21 protein-coding genes are annotated in these 19,102 nt (G+C 69.3%); 14 read left to right on the forward strand and 7 right to left on the reverse strand.

Features of this window, described 5'->3' with window-relative positions:
- The first annotated feature begins 39 nt into the window (after positions 1–39).
- Entirely contained in the window at positions 40–1,125 is a 1,086-nt protein-coding gene (locus tag ACFSXZ_RS18470) for an MBL fold metallo-hydrolase (protein WP_378266259.1), read from the forward strand.
- Between the two features lie 5 nt (positions 1,126–1,130).
- On the opposite strand, the gene ACFSXZ_RS18475 is transcribed toward ACFSXZ_RS18470, so the two are convergent.
- Positions 1,131–1,517, reverse strand: coding sequence for a PPOX class F420-dependent oxidoreductase (locus ACFSXZ_RS18475; RefSeq protein ID WP_378266260.1), 387 nt, complete (start codon positions 1,515–1,517; stop codon positions 1,131–1,133).
- A 17-nt stretch (positions 1,518–1,534) separates the two neighbouring features.
- On the opposite strand from ACFSXZ_RS18475, the gene ACFSXZ_RS18480 reads away from it, so the two are divergent.
- Positions 1,535–2,299 carry a metal-dependent hydrolase gene (locus ACFSXZ_RS18480; protein WP_378266514.1) on the forward strand — a complete coding sequence of 255 codons (765 nt, stop codon included), beginning with the start codon at positions 1,535–1,537 and terminating at the stop codon, positions 2,297–2,299.
- 73 nt (positions 2,300–2,372) lie between these two features.
- Here ACFSXZ_RS18480 and ACFSXZ_RS18485 read toward each other — a convergent pair whose 3' ends face one another.
- Positions 2,373–3,818, reverse strand: a complete 1,446-nt coding sequence (locus ACFSXZ_RS18485) for an NAD-dependent succinate-semialdehyde dehydrogenase (RefSeq protein ID WP_378266261.1) — start codon at positions 3,816–3,818, stop codon at positions 2,373–2,375.
- A 348-nt stretch (positions 3,819–4,166) separates the two neighbouring features.
- On the opposite strand from ACFSXZ_RS18485, the gene ACFSXZ_RS18490 reads away from it, so the two are divergent.
- Positions 4,167–4,847: a DUF4190 domain-containing protein gene (locus ACFSXZ_RS18490; RefSeq protein ID WP_378266262.1), complete on the forward strand. Its 681-nt coding sequence runs from the start codon at positions 4,167–4,169 to the stop codon at positions 4,845–4,847.
- Between the two features lie 12 nt (positions 4,848–4,859).
- Positions 4,860–5,369 carry a hypothetical protein gene (locus ACFSXZ_RS18495; RefSeq protein ID WP_378266263.1) on the forward strand — a complete coding sequence of 170 codons (510 nt, stop codon included), beginning with the start codon at positions 4,860–4,862 and terminating at the stop codon, positions 5,367–5,369.
- A 139-nt stretch (positions 5,370–5,508) separates the two neighbouring features.
- Here the strand turns inward: ACFSXZ_RS18495 and ACFSXZ_RS18500 are convergent, their stop codons facing one another.
- Both ACFSXZ_RS18500 and ACFSXZ_RS18505 read right to left on the reverse strand, forming a co-directional pair.
- Entirely contained in the window at positions 5,509–7,104 is a 1,596-nt protein-coding gene (locus ACFSXZ_RS18500) for an ABC transporter permease (RefSeq protein ID WP_378266264.1), read from the reverse strand.
- Positions 7,104–7,997 (reverse strand): ABC transporter ATP-binding protein, encoded by an 894-nt coding sequence (locus ACFSXZ_RS18505; RefSeq protein ID WP_378266265.1) that lies wholly within the window; start codon positions 7,995–7,997, stop codon positions 7,104–7,106. The genes ACFSXZ_RS18500 and ACFSXZ_RS18505 overlap by 1 nt, the downstream gene beginning before the upstream one ends.
- A gap of 95 nt (positions 7,998–8,092) precedes the next feature.
- On the opposite strand from ACFSXZ_RS18505, the gene ACFSXZ_RS18510 reads away from it, so the two are divergent.
- The 7 genes from ACFSXZ_RS18510 (at position 8,093) to ACFSXZ_RS18540 (ending at position 15,051) form a co-directional block, all read left to right on the forward strand.
- Complete coding sequence (locus ACFSXZ_RS18510; protein WP_378266266.1) at positions 8,093–8,593, forward strand: GbsR/MarR family transcriptional regulator; 501 nt, start codon at positions 8,093–8,095, stop codon at positions 8,591–8,593.
- 228 nt (positions 8,594–8,821) lie between these two features.
- Positions 8,822–9,973: a C1 family peptidase gene (locus ACFSXZ_RS18515; RefSeq protein ID WP_378266267.1), complete on the forward strand. Its 1,152-nt coding sequence runs from the start codon at positions 8,822–8,824 to the stop codon at positions 9,971–9,973.
- Between the two features lie 46 nt (positions 9,974–10,019).
- Positions 10,020–10,709, forward strand: coding sequence for a hypothetical protein (locus ACFSXZ_RS18520; RefSeq protein WP_378266268.1), 690 nt, complete (start codon positions 10,020–10,022; stop codon positions 10,707–10,709).
- A 102-nt stretch (positions 10,710–10,811) separates the two neighbouring features.
- Positions 10,812–11,174, forward strand: a complete 363-nt coding sequence (locus ACFSXZ_RS18525; RefSeq protein WP_378266269.1) for a protease inhibitor I42 family protein — start codon at positions 10,812–10,814, stop codon at positions 11,172–11,174.
- 104 nt (positions 11,175–11,278) lie between these two features.
- On the forward strand, positions 11,279–11,881 hold the full coding sequence (locus tag ACFSXZ_RS18530; RefSeq protein WP_378266270.1) for an RNA polymerase sigma factor: 603 nt from the start codon (positions 11,279–11,281) through the stop codon (positions 11,879–11,881).
- Positions 11,878–12,354, forward strand: a complete 477-nt coding sequence (locus tag ACFSXZ_RS18535) for a carboxypeptidase regulatory-like domain-containing protein (RefSeq protein ID WP_378266271.1) — start codon at positions 11,878–11,880, stop codon at positions 12,352–12,354. Before ACFSXZ_RS18530 ends, ACFSXZ_RS18535 begins: the two co-directional genes overlap by 4 nt.
- 105 nt (positions 12,355–12,459) lie before the next feature.
- Positions 12,460–15,051: a CHAT domain-containing protein gene (locus tag ACFSXZ_RS18540; protein ID WP_378266272.1), complete on the forward strand. Its 2,592-nt coding sequence runs from the start codon at positions 12,460–12,462 to the stop codon at positions 15,049–15,051.
- Between the two features lie 71 nt (positions 15,052–15,122).
- Here ACFSXZ_RS18540 and ACFSXZ_RS18545 read toward each other — a convergent pair whose 3' ends face one another.
- Positions 15,123–15,575: an SRPBCC family protein gene (locus ACFSXZ_RS18545; protein WP_378266273.1), complete on the reverse strand. Its 453-nt coding sequence runs from the start codon at positions 15,573–15,575 to the stop codon at positions 15,123–15,125.
- Between the two features lie 68 nt (positions 15,576–15,643).
- Between ACFSXZ_RS18545 and ACFSXZ_RS18550 the strand changes: the two genes are divergently transcribed.
- Complete coding sequence (locus ACFSXZ_RS18550; RefSeq protein WP_378266274.1) at positions 15,644–15,859, forward strand: antitoxin; 216 nt, start codon at positions 15,644–15,646, stop codon at positions 15,857–15,859.
- 13 nt (positions 15,860–15,872) lie between these two features.
- Here the strand turns inward: ACFSXZ_RS18550 and ACFSXZ_RS18555 are convergent, their stop codons facing one another.
- Both ACFSXZ_RS18555 and ACFSXZ_RS18560 read right to left on the reverse strand, forming a co-directional pair.
- Positions 15,873–16,841 carry a prephenate dehydrogenase gene (locus tag ACFSXZ_RS18555; RefSeq protein ID WP_378266275.1) on the reverse strand — a complete coding sequence of 323 codons (969 nt, stop codon included), beginning with the start codon at positions 16,839–16,841 and terminating at the stop codon, positions 15,873–15,875.
- A 24-nt stretch (positions 16,842–16,865) separates the two neighbouring features.
- Positions 16,866–18,101: a M20 metallopeptidase family protein gene (locus ACFSXZ_RS18560; RefSeq protein ID WP_378266276.1), complete on the reverse strand. Its 1,236-nt coding sequence runs from the start codon at positions 18,099–18,101 to the stop codon at positions 16,866–16,868.
- A 45-nt stretch (positions 18,102–18,146) separates the two neighbouring features.
- On the opposite strand from ACFSXZ_RS18560, the gene ACFSXZ_RS18565 reads away from it, so the two are divergent.
- Together ACFSXZ_RS18565 and ACFSXZ_RS18570 are read left to right on the forward strand one after the other, a co-directional pair.
- Positions 18,147–18,629, forward strand: coding sequence for a tRNA adenosine deaminase-associated protein (locus ACFSXZ_RS18565; RefSeq protein WP_378266277.1), 483 nt, complete (start codon positions 18,147–18,149; stop codon positions 18,627–18,629).
- 5 nt (positions 18,630–18,634) lie between these two features.
- Positions 18,635–19,087 carry a nucleoside deaminase gene (locus tag ACFSXZ_RS18570; protein ID WP_378266278.1) on the forward strand — a complete coding sequence of 151 codons (453 nt, stop codon included), beginning with the start codon at positions 18,635–18,637 and terminating at the stop codon, positions 19,085–19,087.
- The last annotated feature ends 15 nt before the right edge of the window (positions 19,088–19,102 follow it).

The following is a 19,102-nucleotide window of genomic DNA, read 5'->3' on the forward strand; positions in this document are numbered from 1 at the left end:
CGGCGGGAGTTTTTGGCGGCTCGGCAGCGTTGTCCCGGCATGGCGACAAGACGGCTGTACGCGCCGCTGGCGATCCTGGGCGCGCTCGCATGGGCGGTGCGTGAGATACCGCTGGCTCTGGGTGGCAAGCCCGATCCGGTGCTGCTCGAGCGGTCGGCGCAGTTCAGCGACGGACGTTTCCGCAACCTCGCGCCGCCCCTCGCACCCACCGCGCAGGCCGGCGGCGGGTTGCTGCGCGAGATGCTGTTCGGTAAACAGCGGCGGCGGCCGTCCGGCCCGGTCCCGCTGGTCCCTCGGCGCGGCGACGACCCGGACAAGGGGTTGCACGTCACCTGGTACGGGCACTCGTCGTCACTGGTCGAACTGGACGGGGTCCGCGTGCTGATCGACCCCGTGTGGAGTCGGCGCGTCTCACCGTCCCGGCTCGTCGGGCCACGCCGTCTCCACGAGCCCCCGCACCGCCTCGAAGAACTGCCGCACCTGGACGCGATCATCGTGTCCCACGACCATTACGACCACCTGGACCACACGGCCGTGGCCACGCTGACCCGCACCCAGACGGCTCCGTTCATCGTGCCGCTCGGTGTCGGTGCGCATCTGCGGCGCTGGCGGGTGCCCGCCGACCGGATCATCGAGCTGGATTGGCACGACGGCACCGAGATCTCCGGACTTCGCATCACCGCGGCGCCCGGCCAGCACTTCTCGGGCCGGGCGTTCATCCGCAACAACACCCTTTGGGCATCGTGGATCATCGCCTCACCGCGACGGCGGCTGTTCTACACCGGAGACTCCGGTTACTTCGCCGGGTACCGGGAAATCGGTGAGCGCTACGGCCCCTTCGACGCCACGCTCGTTCAGGTCGGCGCGTATCACCCGGCTTGGCCCGACATCCACATGACGCCTGAAGAGGGCGTCGCCACTCATTTGGACGTGCGGGGCGGCCTGCTGATTCCGGTGCACTGGGCCACTTTCCGGCTGGCGATGCACGCCTGGAACGAACCGGCCGAGCGAGCCTGGCGGGAGGCCAAGGCACACGACGTCACCATCGCCGTTCCCCGCCCCGGGGAACGAATCGACATCGACGATCCGCCTCCGCTCGACCCCTGGTGGCAAGCCCTCGGCTAGAGGAGCTAGGCCATCCCGAGCCGCCGGCTGATCCGGATCTCGATCACCACGCGTTCCGGATTCGGCCGCGGTTGCCTGCCGTACCGTTCCGCGTAGCGCGCTTCGGCGTCGGCCACCGAATCCGGGTCTTCGCGCACCACCGCGATCCCTTCCAGGGTGGACCACCGCCGCCAGTCCACCTGGCTCACCGCGACCCTGGCGCCCGCTTCCCCGGCGGCGCGCACGTTCCGCGCCTTGACGCTGCCGCGTGAACAGATCACGCGGGCGATCGCGAAGTCCTCGTCGACCGTGACACCGACCGGAACCACGTGAGGCGAGGAGTCGGGCCGCGGGGTGGTGAGCGTGCTCAAGTGTCTTTCGCGCCAAAATGCCGCGAGTTCGTTCGAGACCATGCCAAGATCGTTTCATGATGGGCCGCACACACGCACTGACCGGTTGGTGCGCCGGACTCGCCCTCGCGCCGTTCATCGGTGCCGGCACCGTGCATCAGGCGATCGCCTTCGCGGCCACGACGGCGGGATTCGCGCTCCTGCCCGATCTCGACCACCCCGGCGCCGGGGCGTCGAGGTTGCTCGGCCCGGTCACCGGCGCCCTGTCCTGGCTGCTGACCCACGCGTCGGCCGCGCTCTACGCGGTGACGAAGGGGCCACGGGACGAACGCCGCCGCGGCACGCACCGGCATCTGTCCCACACCATCCTGTTCGCCGTGGGGCTCGGCATGCTCACCGTCGCCGGCACGCGGGCCGGCGGCTGGTACGCGGTCGCCGGCGTGGTGGCGTTCGGCATCCTGCTCGCCACCAGCGCGCTCGGCGACTGGGTCCTGATAGTGGCCGTGGGAGGTGGAGCGTGGTGGGCGGCGACCGCGAACGGTGCCGGCGAACTGCAACAGCTCACCGGCTGGGTCGGCATCGCGGTCGCCGCGGGATGCGTCACTCACTGCCTCGGTGACGCGCTGACCGAGGCGGGTTGCCCGTTCCTGTTCCCCGTCATGATCGCGGGGGAGACCTGGTACGAGATCCGCCCGCCGTCCTTTCTGCGGTTCAGGACCGGGAAGAAGGCGGAAACGCTGCTGGTGTTCCCGGTCTTCACCGTGCTGGCCGTGGTTCTCGTGCCCGGCGTCTGGCCGGCGATCACGCACCTGTTCCAGCACCCGCAGGTGCAGGCGGGCGGCTGAGGACCTCACAGTGTTTCCTTCGCGAGTGCGCGCTGTGGTCACCTTGAATGCCGCGGGTTGGCACAAGGGGTGGTCACAGGGACAGCGCGAGGTACTGCGTGTCGAGGTACTCCTCGATCCCTTCGGCGCCGCCTTCACGGCCGAAGCCCGACGCCTTCACGCCGCCGAACGGCGCCGCCGGATTCGACACCATCCCGGTGTTGAGGCCGACCATCCCGGTGTCCATGGCTTCGCCGACGCGGATGGCCCGGTCGAGGTCGCGGGTGAACAGGTAGGCCACCAGCCCGAATTCGGTGTCGTTGGCCAGCCGGACCGCTTCGTCGTCGGTCTCGAACGTGGTCACCGGCGCGACCGGCCCGAAGACCTCTTCCCGCAGGATGCGGGCGTCCGCCGGCACGTCGGTCAGTACGGTGGGCGCGTAGAAGAACCCGTTGCCGTCCAACGGTTTCCCACCCGTGGTGGCCCGCGCGCCGCGGCTGGTCGCGTCGTCCACCAGCTCGATCACCTTGTCGCGCTGGCCGGCGTTGATCAGCGGTCCCACCTGCACGCCGTCGTCCGTGCCGTGCCCGGTCTTCATGGCGGACATCTCGTCGGTCAGCCGGCGGACGAACTCCCCGGCCACCGAGGAATGGACGTGGAACCGGTTGGCCGCCACACACGATTCGCCGTTGTTGCGCATCTTCGCCGTCACCGCGCCCTTGACCGCGGCGTCGAGGTCGGCATCTCCGAAGACCAGGAACGGCGCGTTGCCACCGAGTTCCATCGACATCCGCTGGAGGTTGGGGGCGCACTGTTCCACCAGCTTGCGGCCGACCTCGGTGGACCCGGTGAAGGACATCTTGCGGATGCGCGGATCGGCCAGGGCCGTACCGGCGACCCGGCTCGCCGAGGTGCACGGCAGCACGCTCAGCACTCCGTCCGGCAGCCCGGCTTCCCTGAGCAGCGCGGCCAGGTTGAGCATCGACAGCGGGGTCAGTTGCGCGGGCTTGACGATCATCGTGCAGCCCGCGGCGATGGCCGGGCCAATCTTGCGTGTCCCCATCGCCAGGGGGAAATTCCACGGTGTGATCAGCAGTGACGGGCCGACCGGGTGTTTCGCCACGAGCATCCGCCCGCCGCCCGCGGGGCTGCGTGCGTAGCGGCCCTCGACCCGCACCGCCTCCTCGGCGAACCACCGGAAGAACTCCGACGCGTAGGCGATCTCCGCGCGGGACTCGGTGAGGCTCTTGCCCATTTCCAAGGTCATCAGCAGCGCCAGGTCTTCGGCGCGTTCGGTCATCAGCGCCCAGGCGCGGCGCAGGATCTCCCCGCGTTCCCTCGGCGGGGCGGCCGCCCATTCGTCCTGCGCCGCGACCGCCTTCTCGACCGCGTCGCGCACGTCCGACTCCCGAGCGTCGGCGACCTCACAGAGCGTCTGCTCGTTTCCCGGATCCTGCACGGCGAAAGTGCCTTCACCGTCACGCCACTCTCCACCCACGAAAAGCCGCTTCGGCACATCGTCGATCATCTTGTCGATCATCTGTACCGGGTACCCGGCACCGCCCGATCGAACCCGTCCCGCTCCTCGACCGCCGCGCCGGTTCGAGAGCAAGGGCTGTTTGCTCCGAAACGAGGCGAGCGGGCCGATGGTCACACGATGATCACTGCGTGCTCCATTCAGGTGACTTGAACTTTCAATTATTCACTGGCGGTCACGTCTCTCTGCACCTTCGTTGAGCTGCGAAAACCGGTCGATCAATGATCGGTATCGCCTGGGTTGTCTCCGGCGGAGCGGTTAAAACGCTGTTACGCAGGGCGAGATTTCGGCGATGCAGGTAGCCGTGACCACAAACCCGGTCACAGCGCGTACCCATCGAAAGAGGCAACCTTGTCCGAGTTCCCCATGCCACCGGCCCCGGTGACTACCGCCCCGGCCCAGCGGAAGAACGGCCTTGGCACCGCCGGCTTCGTCCTCGGCCTGATCGGCGTGATCTTCGCGTTCATCCCGTTGATCGGTGTGGTCGCCTGGCCGCTGACGATCCTGGGGCTGATCTTCGGCATCGTCGGTACCCTCCGCGCGAACAAGGGACAGGCCGACAACAAGGGCCTCGCGATCAGCGGTCTGGTGCTCTCCGTTGTCGGCCTGATCATCTGTGTAATCTGGACCGCGGCCTTCGGCAAGGCCGTGAACGACGTGGCGAACACCATGCCGACGCCGGTGGCCCCTCCGGTCATCAAGGACTCGGCTGCGCCAGGCGCCCCCGCGAACGCTGCCCCGGCGGCACCCGGTGCGGCGAAGCACACCGTGCTGCTGGAAGTCACCACCGGCTCGAAGTCGAACGTGGAGTGGCACAGCGGTTTGACCGTCAACTCGCAGGACGTCATCGACGGCGGCAAGACCTGGAGCCAGACCCTGTCGATGAATGATCTGGCCTTCTCGTCCGTCAGCGTCACGCCGGTCAGCTACCAGATGGGCACCGCGAACAGCACCTGCAAGATCACGGTCGACGGCAAGAAGGTCTCCGAGAACTCCAACGCTCTCGCCGCCCTCTGCACCTACATGCCGTGAGGACAATCTGCCATGACAACACCTTCGAGCGAGGACTACGGCCCGGTTGAACCGGTACCGGTCAAGCGGAAGAAGCCAAAGCGCACCCTGATCGTCACAGGCGCGGGGGCCTTCATCGTGGTCGTTATCTTGGCGCTGACACTGCCTTCACTGTTGAAGCCGAAGACGTTCAGGCTTAACGGTGCCATGACGGTGATGTGCTCGACGACGTACGGTACCTACTCTTCTTCGAATTGTGCCGGGTACAGCGACCTGCGGCCTGGCGCGCAAGTCGTGGTCTACAACGAAAAGCAGGAAATCCTGGCGACGGGCACGCTCGTGAAAGCCGCGGACCCGACGGCGACCACGAGTAGCAGCCGCTCGGTGTCAGACTCCACGATCTACCAGTTCTCGATCGCCGACGTGCCGCGAGGTGAGAAGCAGTACGGGGTGCACATCGGTAACAGCAACCGGGGTGTCATCTGGAAGAACGAACAGGAAGCTTCCACCGATGGCTTCTTACTGTCGATCGGCGGAAACTGAGGGAGCCGGTAGCGGCGACAGGCCCGCGTCCTTGCGTTTTCCGAGACTTCGCGTTACGTGGTAAAGCCACCTTGCTCCACAAAAAGGCGGGAGCCCGACCCCCGACCGGTCCGGGCTCCCGACACTTCCCCGGCTAGTACTACCCGATGTCCCGGCGTTTGAAACCTGTCAATCCGAGCGCGAGCGCGACCAGCGCGATCGCGGTGAGCCACAGCATCGGCGCGGGAGCCGCCGTCGCCCCGGGAAGCTTCGGGATGTGCGTGAACGGCGAGATGTCCAGGACCGGCTGGGGCAGCCGCAAGATCGGTCCGTACAGCGTCAGAGCCAGGGACAATGACGCCACCGTCCAACTCGCCGCCGAGTAGGCCGGCAGGAAGCCGAACAGCAGCATCGACGCCCCGCCCACGGCCCACACCGCCGGCAGCTGCGCCATGGTCGCGCCGAGCATGGCCGGGATCTGTCCGCCGACATCGTGAACCCGCAGTCCGTGTGTCAGGCCGACCCCCACACCGGCCACGGCCAGCAACAGTGCGCTTCCTCCCAGCGAGAACACCAGATGACCGGCGGCCCAGCGCATCCTGGTCACGCGGGTGGCGAGGACGGGCTCCAGCCGGACCGCGGTCTCTTCGCCGCGCATCCGCAGCATCGCCTGCACCGCGTAGAGCGCGGCGATCATCCCGAACAGGCTCGCCATCACGGCCAGGAACGCGGCCACCAGAGCCGAAGCCCCGCCCATCCGCTCGAAGATCTGCTTGGTCTGCTCGCTGTTGCCGACCAGGTCGCCGATTCCGTCGGCCATCGCGCCGGTCAGCACGCCACCGGCGGCGAAGCCCACCAGCCAGCCGGTCAACGCGCCCCGGTGCAGCCGTGCCGCGAGCGCGAACGGCGAGCGGAGACCGGCGGGACCGGATGCGGGCCCGGGGCGGGCAGGCAGGATGCCCATGCCGATATCGCGGCGCGGCAGGACCACGTAGGCCACCCCGGCGAGCAGGATCGCGGTGCCGAGCATCAGCGGCGGCACCCACCACCGTTCCCCGGCGAAGGGCCGGATCTCATTTCCCCATCCGATCGGGGACAGCCAGGACAACCAGCCGAGCCCGCCCGCGGAGTCACCGACGGCGCGCAGCAGGAACGTCGTGCCGAGCACGGCCGACGCGAGCCCGTTGGCGGTGCGCGAGAATTCCGCGAGTTGGACGGTGACGGCGGCGACGCCGGTGAAAACCGCGCCGTTGAGCGTGATGCCCAGACCGAACGCGATCGCGCCGCCCGCCGGCAGGTGCGCGGCGATCAGCCCGATCGCGATGATCAGGCCGGTCGCCAGCGCGCCCGTCCCGGCCACCAGCAGTGCCGCGGTCAGCGGCGCCTTGCGTCCGGTGACGGTCGAAGACAGCAGTTCCTGGCGGCCGGTTTCCTCTTCCTGCCGGGTGTGACGGGTGACCGTGAAGACGCATGCCAGCCCCACGAAGAGGCTGATGAACACGCCGTAGCGCCAGGCCGTGAACCCACCGGCGGTGGACAGGTCGAACGCGCGCCCGTAAAGGAGGCTCAGTGTCGGGTTCGCGGAGGTGGTCGCGGTGAGCGCGGCACGGCTGGCCGCGTCGGGATAGAGCTGGTCGTAGACACCCGTCGTGGTGACGGGGATGACGCCGAGGACGAGCACCCAAAGCGGGAGCACGACACGGTCACGGCGCAGCGCGAGCCGGACGAGGTGCCGGGTACCGGCGAATTCGTTCATCACCGGCTCGCCTCGGTCGTGTAGTGCCGAAGGAACAGTTCCTCCAGCGTCGGGGGCTGACTGGTCAGGCTCCGGACGCCGACTTCGGTGAGCTGCCGGAGCGCCTTGTCCAGCGACGGCGTCTCCACGTCGAACCGGACCCGGTTCCCCTCGATCCTGAGGTCGTGCACATCGTCCAAAGAGGACAGACCGTTGGGATGCCCGGCGAGTTCCGCGGTGATCGAGGTGCGGGTGAGATGCCGGAGCTCGGCCAGAGTTCCGGTCTCCACCGTCCGCCCGTCGCGGACGATGCTCACCCGGTCGCACAAGGCCTCGACCTCCGCGAGGATATGGCTGGACAGCAGCACCGTCCGGCCCTTCTCGCGTTCCTCGTTGATCGCGGTCTGGAAAACGGCCTCCATCAACGGATCGAGGCCGGAGGTCGGCTCGTCCAGCAGCAGAAGGTCCACAGTGGACGCCAGCGCGGCCACGATGGCGACCTTCTGCCGGTTCCCCTTCGAGTAGGCGCGGCCCTTCTTCGTGGGGTCGAGGTCGAAGCGCTCGATGAGCTCCGCGCGGCGGCGCTGGTCGAGCCCGCCGCGCATCCTGCCGAGGAGGTCGATCACCTCGCCGCCGGAGAGATTGGGCCAGAGGCTGACGTCGCCGGGCACGTAGGCGAGCCTGCGGTGCAGCCGGGCCGCGTCGCGCCACGGGGCACCCCCGAGCAGACGGACCTCGCCGGAGTCCGCGCGGAGCAGACCCAGCAGCACCCGGACCGTGGTGGACTTCCCGGCGCCGTTGGGGCCGAGGAAACCGTGCACCTCGCCCGTGCCCACCTGGAGGTCGAGCCCGTCGAGTGCCCTGGTCGACCCGAACGACTTGTGCAGGCCGGAGATGGAGATGGCGTTGTCCATGACGGCGAAGCTACACTTATTTCACAAACTTGTGAACTGTTAAAATCGGATGGATCGAGTGAGCCGCTTCACCCCTGGTGAGGGAGGATGACCCCATGTCGAGTCGACCGCAGTCGCAGCGTGATCCGGCCGAGGACGACGCCGTCCTCCACTTCGTGGAGAAGTTCGCGCTCATCCTCGCCGACGCGGGTATGCCGCGCATGCCGGCGCGGGTCTCGGCGGCGCTGCTGGTCGCCCATGACGGGGGCATGACCGCCGGTGACCTGGCCCGTACCCTCCAAATCAGTCCGGCCGCGGTGTCCGGGGCCGTGCGGTACCTGATCCAGGTCGGCATGGCCAAGCGCGGGCGACGTCCCGGCGAGCGCCGCGACCACTACTTCATCGACGACGACACGTGGTATTCCGCGATCACCCAACGGGAGCAGCTCTTCCAGGCGTTGTGTGACACGCTCGACGAAGGCGTGGCGGCCGTCGGTCGCGACAGCGTCCGGGGGCATCGCGTTTCCGAACTCCGTGACTTCTTCCGCTTCCTCGCCAAGGAAATGCCGCTGCTCGTCGAGCGTTGGCAGGAGCAGAGGCGTTCTCCGGCTCAGTGACGGCTTCCCCGGGCTCGCTGGGCCGTTCCCGTGGTCGCTGTTCGGAGGTACCGGTGACAAAGCGAACCCGGGTCAGCACTCAGCGTAGATCAAACTGGGCTGAATGGGTGAAAGTTGCCGGGGATGGCCAGGTCTTTCCCAAAAAGGTTCCGCCGTATGTATCTGCGGGGCGAGTTCCTGCGTCATAGAGGCGTCGGCAAGGTTGTCCCCCTCAGATGGAGGATGCGCATGAGCTCCGCCCGGACCCTGGAAGAGGAACTCGCGGCTGTCCGCGATTCCCTTGCCACGCTGGGGGATCCGTGGCAGGCGGGTGAGACGGGGCTGAGCCGGCTAGGGGGAGAGTCGCGCTCGGCGCGACTGGGGGTGCCGGTCCCGAGCGCGGAAGAGGTCGAACGCAGGGCCACCCTGCCAGGGGAGATGACCGAAGCCGCGCTCGGGACCGCCGGCCAGCGCTGTACGGCGGCGAACGCGCCCACCGACCGGCTGCCCAGCGCGTTCGATCTTCGCGCCGCCCCCTGCGGTGACTACCTCACTCCGGTCAAGGACCAGGGCGAATGCGGTTCCTGCACGGCCTTCGCGGTCGCCGCGGCGATCGAGGGCACCGCGGCCTACACGCGCGGCGTTCCGGGGCTGGGCCTGGACGTGTCCGAGGCGCATCTCTACTTCGGATACGAGGCGGTCCGTGAGCGCAAGGATCACGACGGATCCTGGCCCGACGACATCCTCGGCGACTGTGTCGACCGAGGCGTGACCTTCGAGGACTACTGGCCCTACCGCCAGGACGGCGCGGGCGCGCTGAACCCGGACTGGCCGAATCGCCTGGTGCGCGCGGAAAACATCATCGATCTCACCCGCAAACCGGCCGAGATCAAGCACCACATCTACGGCTACGGCCCGGTGACCGCGTGCATGGTCGTCTACGAAGACTTCTTCCACTACACCGGCGGCGTCTACCGGCACACCACCGACAAGTCGATCGGCGGCCACGCGTGCGCGCTGATCGGGTGGGACGACGAGCAGGGCTGCTGGATCGCCAAGAACTCCTGGGGCACCGCCTGGGGCGAGGACGGATTCTTCCGCATCGCTTACGGCGAGGCCTACATCGAGGACTATCCGGACCCGCGGCCGACAACCCTCGGCTGCACCGGAGTGGCCCTGCGTGCCTGGCTACCGCCACAGCGCGCGCTCGGCCTGTTCGCGTCCGCCCGAGGGGGGAATGGGTGGGTGTATCTGGAAAACCTTGGCTGGACCAGGGTTTCCGGGGGGTTCGGCGGCGCGGGCGATCCGCTCGCGCTGCTGTCCGGCGCGCGGGCGGGCGGTTACCCCGTCATCCCGTTCGTCGAGAACGATGAGCTACTCCTGGTCCAGACCAATTACTGATGGTGTCGGCTTTTACCGAGCAATTCGGAATGGGGAGCGGAAAGCCATGACGACAAGCGAAATCGATCCACCGGCTACCGAAGAGAAGGGTGAGCCCGAGAGCACCGGCCCGGTCAAGAACGGCAGCCCCGCTGCCGGCACCCCGCCGGTCGTGGGCGCCCCCACGGGGGGCTGGAGTCCCTACGAGCCGCCGCCCGGTGCGCTCACTCAGGCTCAGGGTGGCTCGGTGCCGCCTTCGCCGGGTGTGGTCCCGATGGGTGGGTGGAGTCCGTATCAGCCGCCGCCCGGCGTGCTTACTCAGCCTCAGGGTGGTCCGGTGCCGCCTTCGCCGGGTGTCGTGCCGATGGGTGGGTGGAGTCCGTATCAGCCGCCGCCCGGTGCGCTTACTCAGGCTCAGGGTGGTCCGGTGCCGCCGTCGCCGGGTGTGGTCCCGATGGGTGGGTGGAGTCCGTATCAGCCGCCCGTCGCGGTCGGCCAGGGCCAGGCGAACGCTCAAGCGGTCCAGCCCGCCGGCGGCCAGCCGGTGGCACGCACCGGTTTCATCACGCAGCTGTGGTCGTCGAGCGCGCATCCGGGGGTGTGGGCGCTGGTGTACGGCGTCGGCTGGAGGCGGCTCGCGGAGTCCGAGTCCGGCCGCGGGGCGCTGGCCACGCTGGCGCTGCTGGCCAAGGCCAACGGCCTGCCGGTGTCGTTCCACGAAGACGCCAACGGCCAGATCGACGAACTCCTGGTCTGACCCGGGCGGCACAGCCGGGGCAGCATCAGGACGGGTGGTGGCTGGCAGCCGAGGGGGCCGCCAGCCGCCACCGAACCCGAACGGACGTGGAAGGAGTACGCGGTGTCACACGTTCGGCTCGCGCAGGCCGACGCAGGGGAGACGACGGAACTGCGAGTCGGTGACACCGTGGAACTCCGGTTGCCGGAGGCCCGGATTTCGGGCTACCAGTGGCGCTGGCAACTGCCGGACGCGGTCCACGTGGTCGTCGACGAGTACGTGAGCGGCGACGGCCATTCGGGTGGTGAGGTGGCGCGGGGGGAGCAGCCACCGGGGCAAGGGGGGGTACGCCGGCTGGCGCTCGACATCGTCGGCGCCGGCCGGCACCTTGTCCGGGCCGAACTGAAGCGGCCATGGGAACGCGAACCGCGGCGTTCCGTCACGTTCGTCTTGTCAATCACCGGTGATATTAGGCCGAACGAGTGAATATCTGTATCTCCCGCTCATCAGCACCCTCTTACTTCGGGAGAGACCAGAAGATACTGCCAGCGCCGATGTGAAGAGAGCCGCGCGGAACGGGGGCGAATCTGGTGACCGAAGTCCGGACCGCCGAGGCGGATCCGCCCTGGGACGGGTTGCAGGGTCCCGAATTGTTCGAGGTCTGTCTGCGGGCGGCACGTGCCGGCGATCGCATCGCCATGAACAGGCTGGTGGCCGAGCTGACCCCGTTGGTGTGGAACGTGGCTCGCGGGTGCGGGCTGGACAGGCACACCGCCGAAGACGTGGTGCAGACCGTCTGGCTGGCCCTGTTCAGTCACCTCGACCAGGTCCGGGAACCCAAGGCACTGGCGGGCTGGCTGGTCACCACCGCCCGGCATGAAGCGCAGCGGGTCAACGGCCGCAAACAGCGGCCGATGCCGTTGACCGACGAGATCGCGGAAGCCATGCCGAGCACGCAGCCCGCTCCGGAGGCGGAGGTTCTCCGCGCCGAACGCGACCGGCGGATCTGGTGGGCATTCGGCCAGCTTTCCGGCCGGTGCCAGGAAATCCTGCGGTTGACGGTGCTGGCCGGCCGCGCCGAATACCGGATCGTGGCAGAGTTGCTGCGCATACCGCGCGGAAGTATCGGGCCCAACCGTGGCCGCTGCCTGAAGGCATTGCGTGAACTGCTGGACGAAGGGGGCAGCGCATGAACGAGGCTCTGGTGCCCGGGGGCGCCGATCACGATGACGAGGTGCTGCTCGCCGACCTCGGCCGGATCATCGACCTGGTCGATCCACCGCCGGTGGGCCTGGTCGACCGCGTGCAGTTCGCGCTGGAACTGGAAAACCTCGATGTCGAGGTCGCCCGTTGGGAACGGGCGAGCCAGCTCGCCGGCGTGCGCAGCAGCGTCGACCAGGGCACGATCACGTTCACGGTGAGCGATCTGACGGTCATGATCAATCTGACGAAGACGGGGCTCTGCCACCGCATCGACGGCTGGCTCGTGCCCGCGGGCAGGCACAGCGTCGAGGTACGGGTGGCCGAGCACGGCTCGTCCCGCACGGAGGCGGACGAGGGCGGCCGTTTCGTCCTGGACAACGTGCCGCGCGGCACCACGCAGATCGTCATTTCCGTCGCCGGTGTCGGCCGCCGCACCGTGGTCACTCCGGCCGTGGTTCTCTAGCGAGCGCGTGTTTCCGCATGTGGTGAGCAGGTGCGCGCGCCCTTGAACGCCTAGTAGGGTCACCGCCCGCGTGGCCTCGAGCACGGATGTGCTCAGATAGAGCGTGTGTCAGCGCGCGCACTGGAGTCGGCCACTCGCCTGTATCAGCGCGCCCGCGATACCGCGGAGGACTACGGCCCGGCGGTCGCCGCGCGCCTGTTGCATCGCGCGCTGGCGCGTCTGGGCGCCGTCGGCGGGGACGGCAGGCCCGTCGCCGACGAGGACGAGGAAACCCTGGTCCTGCGGACCCGCATCCTGATCAGCCTGGCGTCCGCGGAGGCGGAGACGAGTTCGCTTGAGGTGGGCCTCGCCCACCTGCGCACCGCGAACACCATGCTGGCGCGGATGCGGCCCGGCGGCGAGCGAAGCACGCTCGCCGCGATCGTCGGCCTCCAGCACGGCGTGTTGTACATGCGGGGCGGGAGGCTGTCCGAGTCGCTGGACAAGTTCGACGAGCACCTGCCCGCCGTCGAGCGGGACACCGGCGACAACGCCCGTCTGCTCACCGCGAGCCTGCTCAACCGCGCCCTTGTCCACGTCATGATGAGCAACCCGGAAGCCGCGCTCGCCGATCTCGAACGCTGCCTCGGGTTGGCCGTCGCGCACGGGCACCGCGTCCTGGAGGCCAAGGCGAGACACACCCTCGGCGACCGGTCCCAGCTGGTCGGTGACATTCCGGGTGCGCTGCGACATTACGAGCAGGCGGCCCGCAACTTCGAAGAGGTCGGACCGGGTTCGCTGCCCCGGCTCCGGCTGGACCAGGCCAGGGCGCTGCTCGCGGCGGGGCTGGCGGAAGAGGCCGCGCGGCACCTGTCCGAGGCCATTCCCGAGTTCCGGCGGACCCGGGTCTTCCAGGACCTCGCCGAGGCCGAGGTTTTCCGCGCCGCCGCCGCGATTCTGGAGGGCGACTACAAGCTGGCGCGACAGCTCGCGTCCGCCGCTCGTCGTCGTTTCGTCCGTCGGCGCAACGTTCCGTGGGCCGAAGTGGCGGCGTTGACCAGGTTGCGCGCCGACGCGACCGAAGCGCTCGAACTCCGGCGCCGTCCCCGGCGCGGGCTTCCCGCCGAACTCGTCGAGCACGCGGATCTGCTGGCAGGCCTGGGACTCCGCGACGAATCGGCGGTGGCCCGGCTGCTCGCCGTGCGGTTGCACCTGCGGCGCGGGGAGGTCGCGAGGGCGGAGGAACTGCTCGCCGAAGTACCGAAACCACGGCAGACCACGCCGATCGACCATGTCATGCTGCTGCGTCTGTGCCGCGCGGAACTCGGCTTGGCGCAAGGGAATTCGCGGGTCGCGCTGGCCCAGGCCCGCGCCGGGTTCACCGAACTCTCCCGCGTCCGCGACCGCATGGGTGGTCTGGACCTTGTCTGCGGCACTGCCGTGCACGGGCAGGAACTCGGCGCGCTCGCGGTGAAGGTGGTGCTCGACGCCGCACGCGGTCACGCCGGCGCGCGCCGGGTCTTCGCCTGGCAGGAACGCACTCGCGCGCAGGTCTACCGCTACGAGCCGTTGCCTGCGATCGATGATCCCGTCCTCGCCGGTCTCATCGACGAGATGCGGCATCTGCAGCGGATGGCGCAACAGAACCGGCTGGAGGGCAGGCCGGTGACCCGGTTCGAGCAGCGCTACCTCCGGCTGCAGCGGGAGGCGGGCAGGCTGGGCTGGTCCACGAGCCCGTGGGGACGACCACGGCCGGTGAGTTCCCCGGAGGAGGTGGCCGCCGAACTGGGCGACCGGGTGCTGGTGAGCATCGCCGCCCACGGCGACCACCTGGCTTGCGTGGTCATCCGGGACGGCCGATTCCGCTTGGTGCGGCTGGGTTTCCGCGCGGACGCCGAGGAAACCACCAAGCAACTGCATGCCGACCTGAACGCGCTCGCGCCGGATCACCTGCCCCCGCCTCTTGTCGGTGCGGTGACCACTTCCGCGGCGAAACGGGCGAAGTTGCTGGACGAGTGGCTGGTGCGCCCACTCGTGGACTTCATCGACGGGCGTGAACTGGTGATCGTGCCGATCGGGCCGCTCTACGCGTTGCCGTGGGCGGCCTTGCCTTCGCTGCGGGGTACGCCCCTGTCCATCGCGCCGTCGGCGACCGCCTGGGTGAGCGCGGTGCGGCGCAAGGGGCCTGGCACCGCGTTGCTGGTCGGCGGACCGGGAGTCCCTGGCGCGGTCGGTGAGGTGGGGAAACTGCGCACGGTGTATCCGGGGGCGCGGTTGATCGACGGCGAGTACGCCACCAGCGAGACCGTGCTCGAAGCGCTCGAAGGGGTCGGCCTCGCGCATCTGGTCGCCCACGGCGCGCACGAGCCGGCGAACGCCCTGTTCTCGCGACTGGATCTGGTCGACGGCCCGCTCTTCGCGCACGAGGCGGCGAGGCTGAGCAGCCCACCCGAGCGGGTCGTGCTGGCGGCGTGCGAACTCGCGATGAGTCATATCCGGCCGGGTGAAGAGCCGCTCGGGTTCGCCGGTTCCCTGCTCGCGAGCGGTTCCCGCGCCGTCGTGGGCGCCATCGCGCGGGTCGGCGACCGGGCCGCGGCCGACGCCATGGCCGATCTGCACCGACGTCTCGCGCTCGGGACGTCACCGGCCCAGGCCCTTGCCCAGTCGGTCGCCGTTGATCCGCTGCGGCGTCCCTTCCTGTGCCTCGGGGCCGGCTAGAGCGGGTCCGAAGTCCCTGTTTTCGCTTGAGGTGAGGACAGGCGCGCGGGTGCGCGCACTGTGAAACACAGTTAACGCGTGACCGGCTCCCGTTCGGCGCCGCGCGCGAGCCGGGTGGCGAGAATCGCGATGACGCCGCCCACGAGAGCCCGGACGAGCGGCCCGGTACCAGGGAAGGACTCGGTGAACGAGCCGCGCCAGCACAGGTCCGTGCCGCCGGACGCGTTCGGCGTGAACGTCACCTCGGCGCGGTAGTCCCGCATGAGCGGCCGACGGGCGAACTTGTAGACGTGGCGCTGATTCCGTTCGTAGACAACGGTTTCCTCGAACATCTGCACCGGTCCCGCGCCGACCCTGCGGATCGCCCCGACACCGCCGGGCTCGTCCGCCTCACGGTCCCAGCCGGCTTTGAGCGGACGTCCCCACTCCGCCCAGCGGGGCGCGTCGGTTTCCAGTCGGAACAGCACTTCGGGCGGCGCCGTGCTGGTGCGGTTGATCTCGTACGAAAAGGTCCGTGCGGTCATCCCGGGCAAGATAGACGATCATGACCGCTCGCGATGCACGATTTGCGAGTTTCGGGTTCTATGGAGACATGGGTATCAATTTCGACGAGCTCAAGAAGAAGGCGCAGGAGACGTTCGATCAGAACGCCGGCAAGCTCGAGCAGGGCATCGACAAGGCGAGCGGGTTCGCCAAGTCGAAGTTCGGCCAGCACTCGGCCAAGATCGACGACGTCAGCACCAAGGCCAAGGACCTGGTGCACAAGAACACCAGCGAGGGCAGGAACGGGGGCAACCCGGAGCGGTAACCACGCTCAGCTCTCAGGAGACTTCGCCGGTCGCGATGCCATCGGTGATGGCGGTGATCCTGCCGCCCCGCTCGCCGACGGCGCGCAGACCGTCACGGGCATCGGGCGCGGACAGTTTGACGCGGACCCCGGCGGGCGTCGCGGCGCGGAAGCGGGCGAACTCGCGCGCGGCTTCGTTGCCCGCGGTGATGGTCGCCGCCAGGCCACCGGTCGACGCCAGCGAACCGCGCATCGCGCCCAACCGCCCGAGCGCCTCGTCGAGCACCGGAAGCAGGGCCTCCCGGTTGCCTTCGGTCATCGCGCGGACGAGTTCGGGACGGGTGCCCGCCACTCTCGTGCCGTCGGTGTACGACCCGGCCGCCAGTGTCAGGGCCGCCGGGCCGCCCTGTGCCCCGACCGTGGCCAGCACCGCGGCGAGCAGGTGCGGCAGATGGGAGATGCGCGCCGCCGCCTCGTCGTGCGCGGCGGCGGGCAGGGGCACCACATGCGCGCCGATGTCGAGCGCGAGCCGCGCGACCTCCGTCCAGGCCACCAGGTCCGTGTCCTCCTCGACGCACACGACCCAGGCCGCCCCCCGGAAGAGCGATCCGTCGCCCGCGTCCCAGCCGGATTCGGTGGTTCCCGCCATCGGATGACCACCGGCGAACCGGGTGCCGGGCGCGTGCGCCCGCACGGCGGCGAGCACGGGGGACTTCACGCTCGTCACATCGGTGAGCAGACAGCCGGGAGCGCACTCGCGCACTTCGCGCAGCACGTCGTCCACTTCGGTCAGCGGGACCGCGAGCACCACCAAGGCGTCCGCCTCCGCCGCGCGGCGGAGCGCCGCGGCCACGTCGGTGGAAGCGTCGAAGCCGTCACCGGCCGCGGCCGTGGCGTCGGCTCCGGACGCCGTCGCACCCCAGGCGGCCCGTCCGGCGGCCGAGGCCGCGCGCAGCAGCGAGCCGCCGATCAACCCGAGTCCGATCACGCACACGTCTCGCACAGGGGCATCTTGCCAGCTTGAGCCTTACTCCGGTTGGAGGGCATCGAGGGCGTAAGCGGCATAGAGCGCCACTCCGCGTGCCATTGCGCCCTCGTCGAACATCACCCGATTGGAGTGATTGGCCGCCGCGTCGGCGGGGTCATCCCCCGGCGGGGCCGCGCCGAGGAACGCTATCGCCCCCGGAACCCGTTGCAGCACATAGGAAAAGTCTTCCGCTCCCATGAGCGGGTTGGCCGCCTCCTCGGCCTCGGAGACGCCGAACAGGTCACTGGCCAGAGCCAGCACGCGGGCGGCCTCCGCCGGGTCGTTCACGGTCGGCGGATAGCCGAATTCGTAGTCGACGCTCACCCGGCAGCCGTAGGCGGCACCGACGGCTTCGCACACCTTCGGTACCTCGTCGCGGAGCAGGGCCCTCACCGGCTCGGACAGCGTGCGGAAGGTGCCTTCGAGTTCGGCGGTTTCGGGGATGATGTTCGAGGTCGTGCCGGTGGTGATGCGGGTCACCGACAACACCGCGGGATCGAAGACGTGCACCTTGCGGGTGACCATGGTGTGCAGCGCGCCGACCATCGCCGCGGCGGCGGGCACCGGGTCGATCGCGCGATGGGGCACCGAGCCGTGCCCGCCCCGTCCGGTGACCGTGACGGTGAAAGCGTCGGAGGAGGCCATGAACGGGCCGGGACGGCAGAAGATCAAGCCGGACGGTTCGTTTCCCCAGATGTGCAAGGCGAAGGCGCGCGTGGCGCGTGAACCGGCCGCGTCGAGCACCCCTTCGTGGATCATGTGGCGCGCGCCGTGACGGCCCTCCTCGCCGGGCTGGAACATGAACACCACCGAACCGGCGAGGTCATCGGCGCGCCCGGCCAGCAGCCGAGCCGCGGACACGAGCATCGCGACGTGGGTGTCATGGCCGCAGGCGTGCATCGCGCCGTCGATCTCGGAGGCGAACTCCAGGCCGGTGTCCTCCTGGAGGGGCAAGGCGTCCATGTCGGCGCGCAGCAGCACCGCCGGTCCCGGCCGCCCGCCCCGGAGCACGGCGGTCAGCGAAGTGGTCGATTCGCCGAGCCGGACTTCGAGCGGCAGCCCGGCGAGGGCATCGGAGACGGCGGCCTGCGTCTCCGGAAGTCGAAGCCCGATCTCGGGCCGCCGATGGATCTTTCGTCGTAGCTCGATGGTGTGGCTTTGGAGGGCTTTCGCCTCGGCGAGCAGGCCCGTGAAACGTGCGTCGGGCAGGGTCGGAAGATCGGTGGGACCGGTCATCTTCGCAGTACACCACTTCCGGCGCGGCGGGTATACCGTGTGCGCATGGCGGAGAAGGAGCCGGTCGCCGGATTCGCGGTGTCGGTGGTCAGGGAGAACGGCCAGTGGCAGTGCGCCGCCCTGGACGCGGTGGCTCTGACCAGCCTCGATGCCGCCATCACGGCGCTGGCGAAGAAGCGCTCGACGGGAGCGGTCTTCGGTCTGCTCGGGGTCGACGACGAGTTCTTCGTGATCGTCAGGCCGAGCCCGCGGGGACCGTCGCTGCTGCTGTCCGACGCCGCCGCGGCGCTGGACTACGACATCGCCGCCGACGTGCTCGACCTGCTCCGCGCCGAACCGCCGGACGAGGAAGACGAGTCCATCTGGCCGGAAGGCGACCTGGACATCCTGGCCGACCTCGGCATGCCCGGGCCCGAGCTCGAAGTGATCGCCGGCGAGGCCGACCTCTACCCCGACGAGCAGTTGCAGATGATCGCCCAGCGGTGTGGTTTCGGCGATCAGTTCGCCGCCCTGCTCGACAAGATCTGACTCCGGTGGACGCGGCGTCATTCGTCCGGGTGGCCATCGAAGCGGCCCGGGAGTCCGGCGACGACGTACCGATCGGTGCGGCGGTCTTCGCGCCCGACGGGTCATTCCTGGCACGCGCCCACAACGCCCGCGAGGAACTGGGAGACCCGACCGCCCACGCCGAGATCCTCGCCCTTCGCGCGGCCGCCCGCGCGTTCGGCGACGGCTGGCGCCTGGATGGCTGCACGCTCGCGGTGACCGTCGAACCGTGCACCATGTGCGCCGGCGCCCTGGTCCTCGCGCGGGTGGCGAAGGTGGTGTTCGGCGCCTGGGAACCGCGCACGGGCGCCGTCGGTTCACTCTGGGACGTCGTACGCGACCGCAGGCTCAACCACCGGCCCGAAGTCGTCGGCGGCATCCTCGAAAACGAGTGCGCCGAACTGCTGGAAGCCTTCTTCGCCTCGCACCGCGAGGTGTGACGCCGAGGGCGGGCG

Source organism: Amycolatopsis pigmentata (assembly GCF_042684065.1).
GTDB classification, from domain to species: domain Bacteria; phylum Actinomycetota; class Actinomycetes; order Mycobacteriales; family Pseudonocardiaceae; genus Amycolatopsis_E; species Amycolatopsis_E pigmentata.

Coding starts and splice junctions, on each gene's coding strand:
- ACFSXZ_RS18515 (WP_378266267.1), top strand. CDS start 8,822: ATGAGCTCCGCCCGGACCCTGGAAGAGGAACTCGCGGCTGTCCGCGAT.
- ACFSXZ_RS18545 (WP_378266273.1), bottom strand. CDS start 15,575: ATGACCGCACGGACCTTTTCGTACGAGATCAACCGCACCAGCACGGCG.
- ACFSXZ_RS18475 (WP_378266260.1), bottom strand. CDS start 1,517: ATGGTCTCGAACGAACTCGCGGCATTTTGGCGCGAAAGACACTTGAGC.
- ACFSXZ_RS18505 (WP_378266265.1), bottom strand. CDS start 7,997: ATGGACAACGCCATCTCCATCTCCGGCCTGCACAAGTCGTTCGGGTCG.
- ACFSXZ_RS18480 (WP_378266514.1), top strand. CDS start 1,535: ATGGGCCGCACACACGCACTGACCGGTTGGTGCGCCGGACTCGCCCTC.
- ACFSXZ_RS18565 (WP_378266277.1), top strand. CDS start 18,147: ATGGCGGAGAAGGAGCCGGTCGCCGGATTCGCGGTGTCGGTGGTCAGG.
- ACFSXZ_RS18470 (WP_378266259.1), top strand. CDS start 40: ATGGCGACAAGACGGCTGTACGCGCCGCTGGCGATCCTGGGCGCGCTC.
- ACFSXZ_RS18550 (WP_378266274.1), top strand. CDS start 15,644: ATGGGTATCAATTTCGACGAGCTCAAGAAGAAGGCGCAGGAGACGTTC.
- ACFSXZ_RS18535 (WP_378266271.1), top strand. CDS start 11,878: ATGAACGAGGCTCTGGTGCCCGGGGGCGCCGATCACGATGACGAGGTG.
- ACFSXZ_RS18500 (WP_378266264.1), bottom strand. CDS start 7,104: ATGAACGAATTCGCCGGTACCCGGCACCTCGTCCGGCTCGCGCTGCGC.
- ACFSXZ_RS18510 (WP_378266266.1), top strand. CDS start 8,093: ATGTCGAGTCGACCGCAGTCGCAGCGTGATCCGGCCGAGGACGACGCC.
- ACFSXZ_RS18520 (WP_378266268.1), top strand. CDS start 10,020: ATGACGACAAGCGAAATCGATCCACCGGCTACCGAAGAGAAGGGTGAG.
- ACFSXZ_RS18560 (WP_378266276.1), bottom strand. CDS start 18,101: ATGACCGGTCCCACCGATCTTCCGACCCTGCCCGACGCACGTTTCACG.
- ACFSXZ_RS18495 (WP_378266263.1), top strand. CDS start 4,860: ATGACAACACCTTCGAGCGAGGACTACGGCCCGGTTGAACCGGTACCG.
- ACFSXZ_RS18485 (WP_378266261.1), bottom strand. CDS start 3,818: ATGATCGACAAGATGATCGACGATGTGCCGAAGCGGCTTTTCGTGGGT.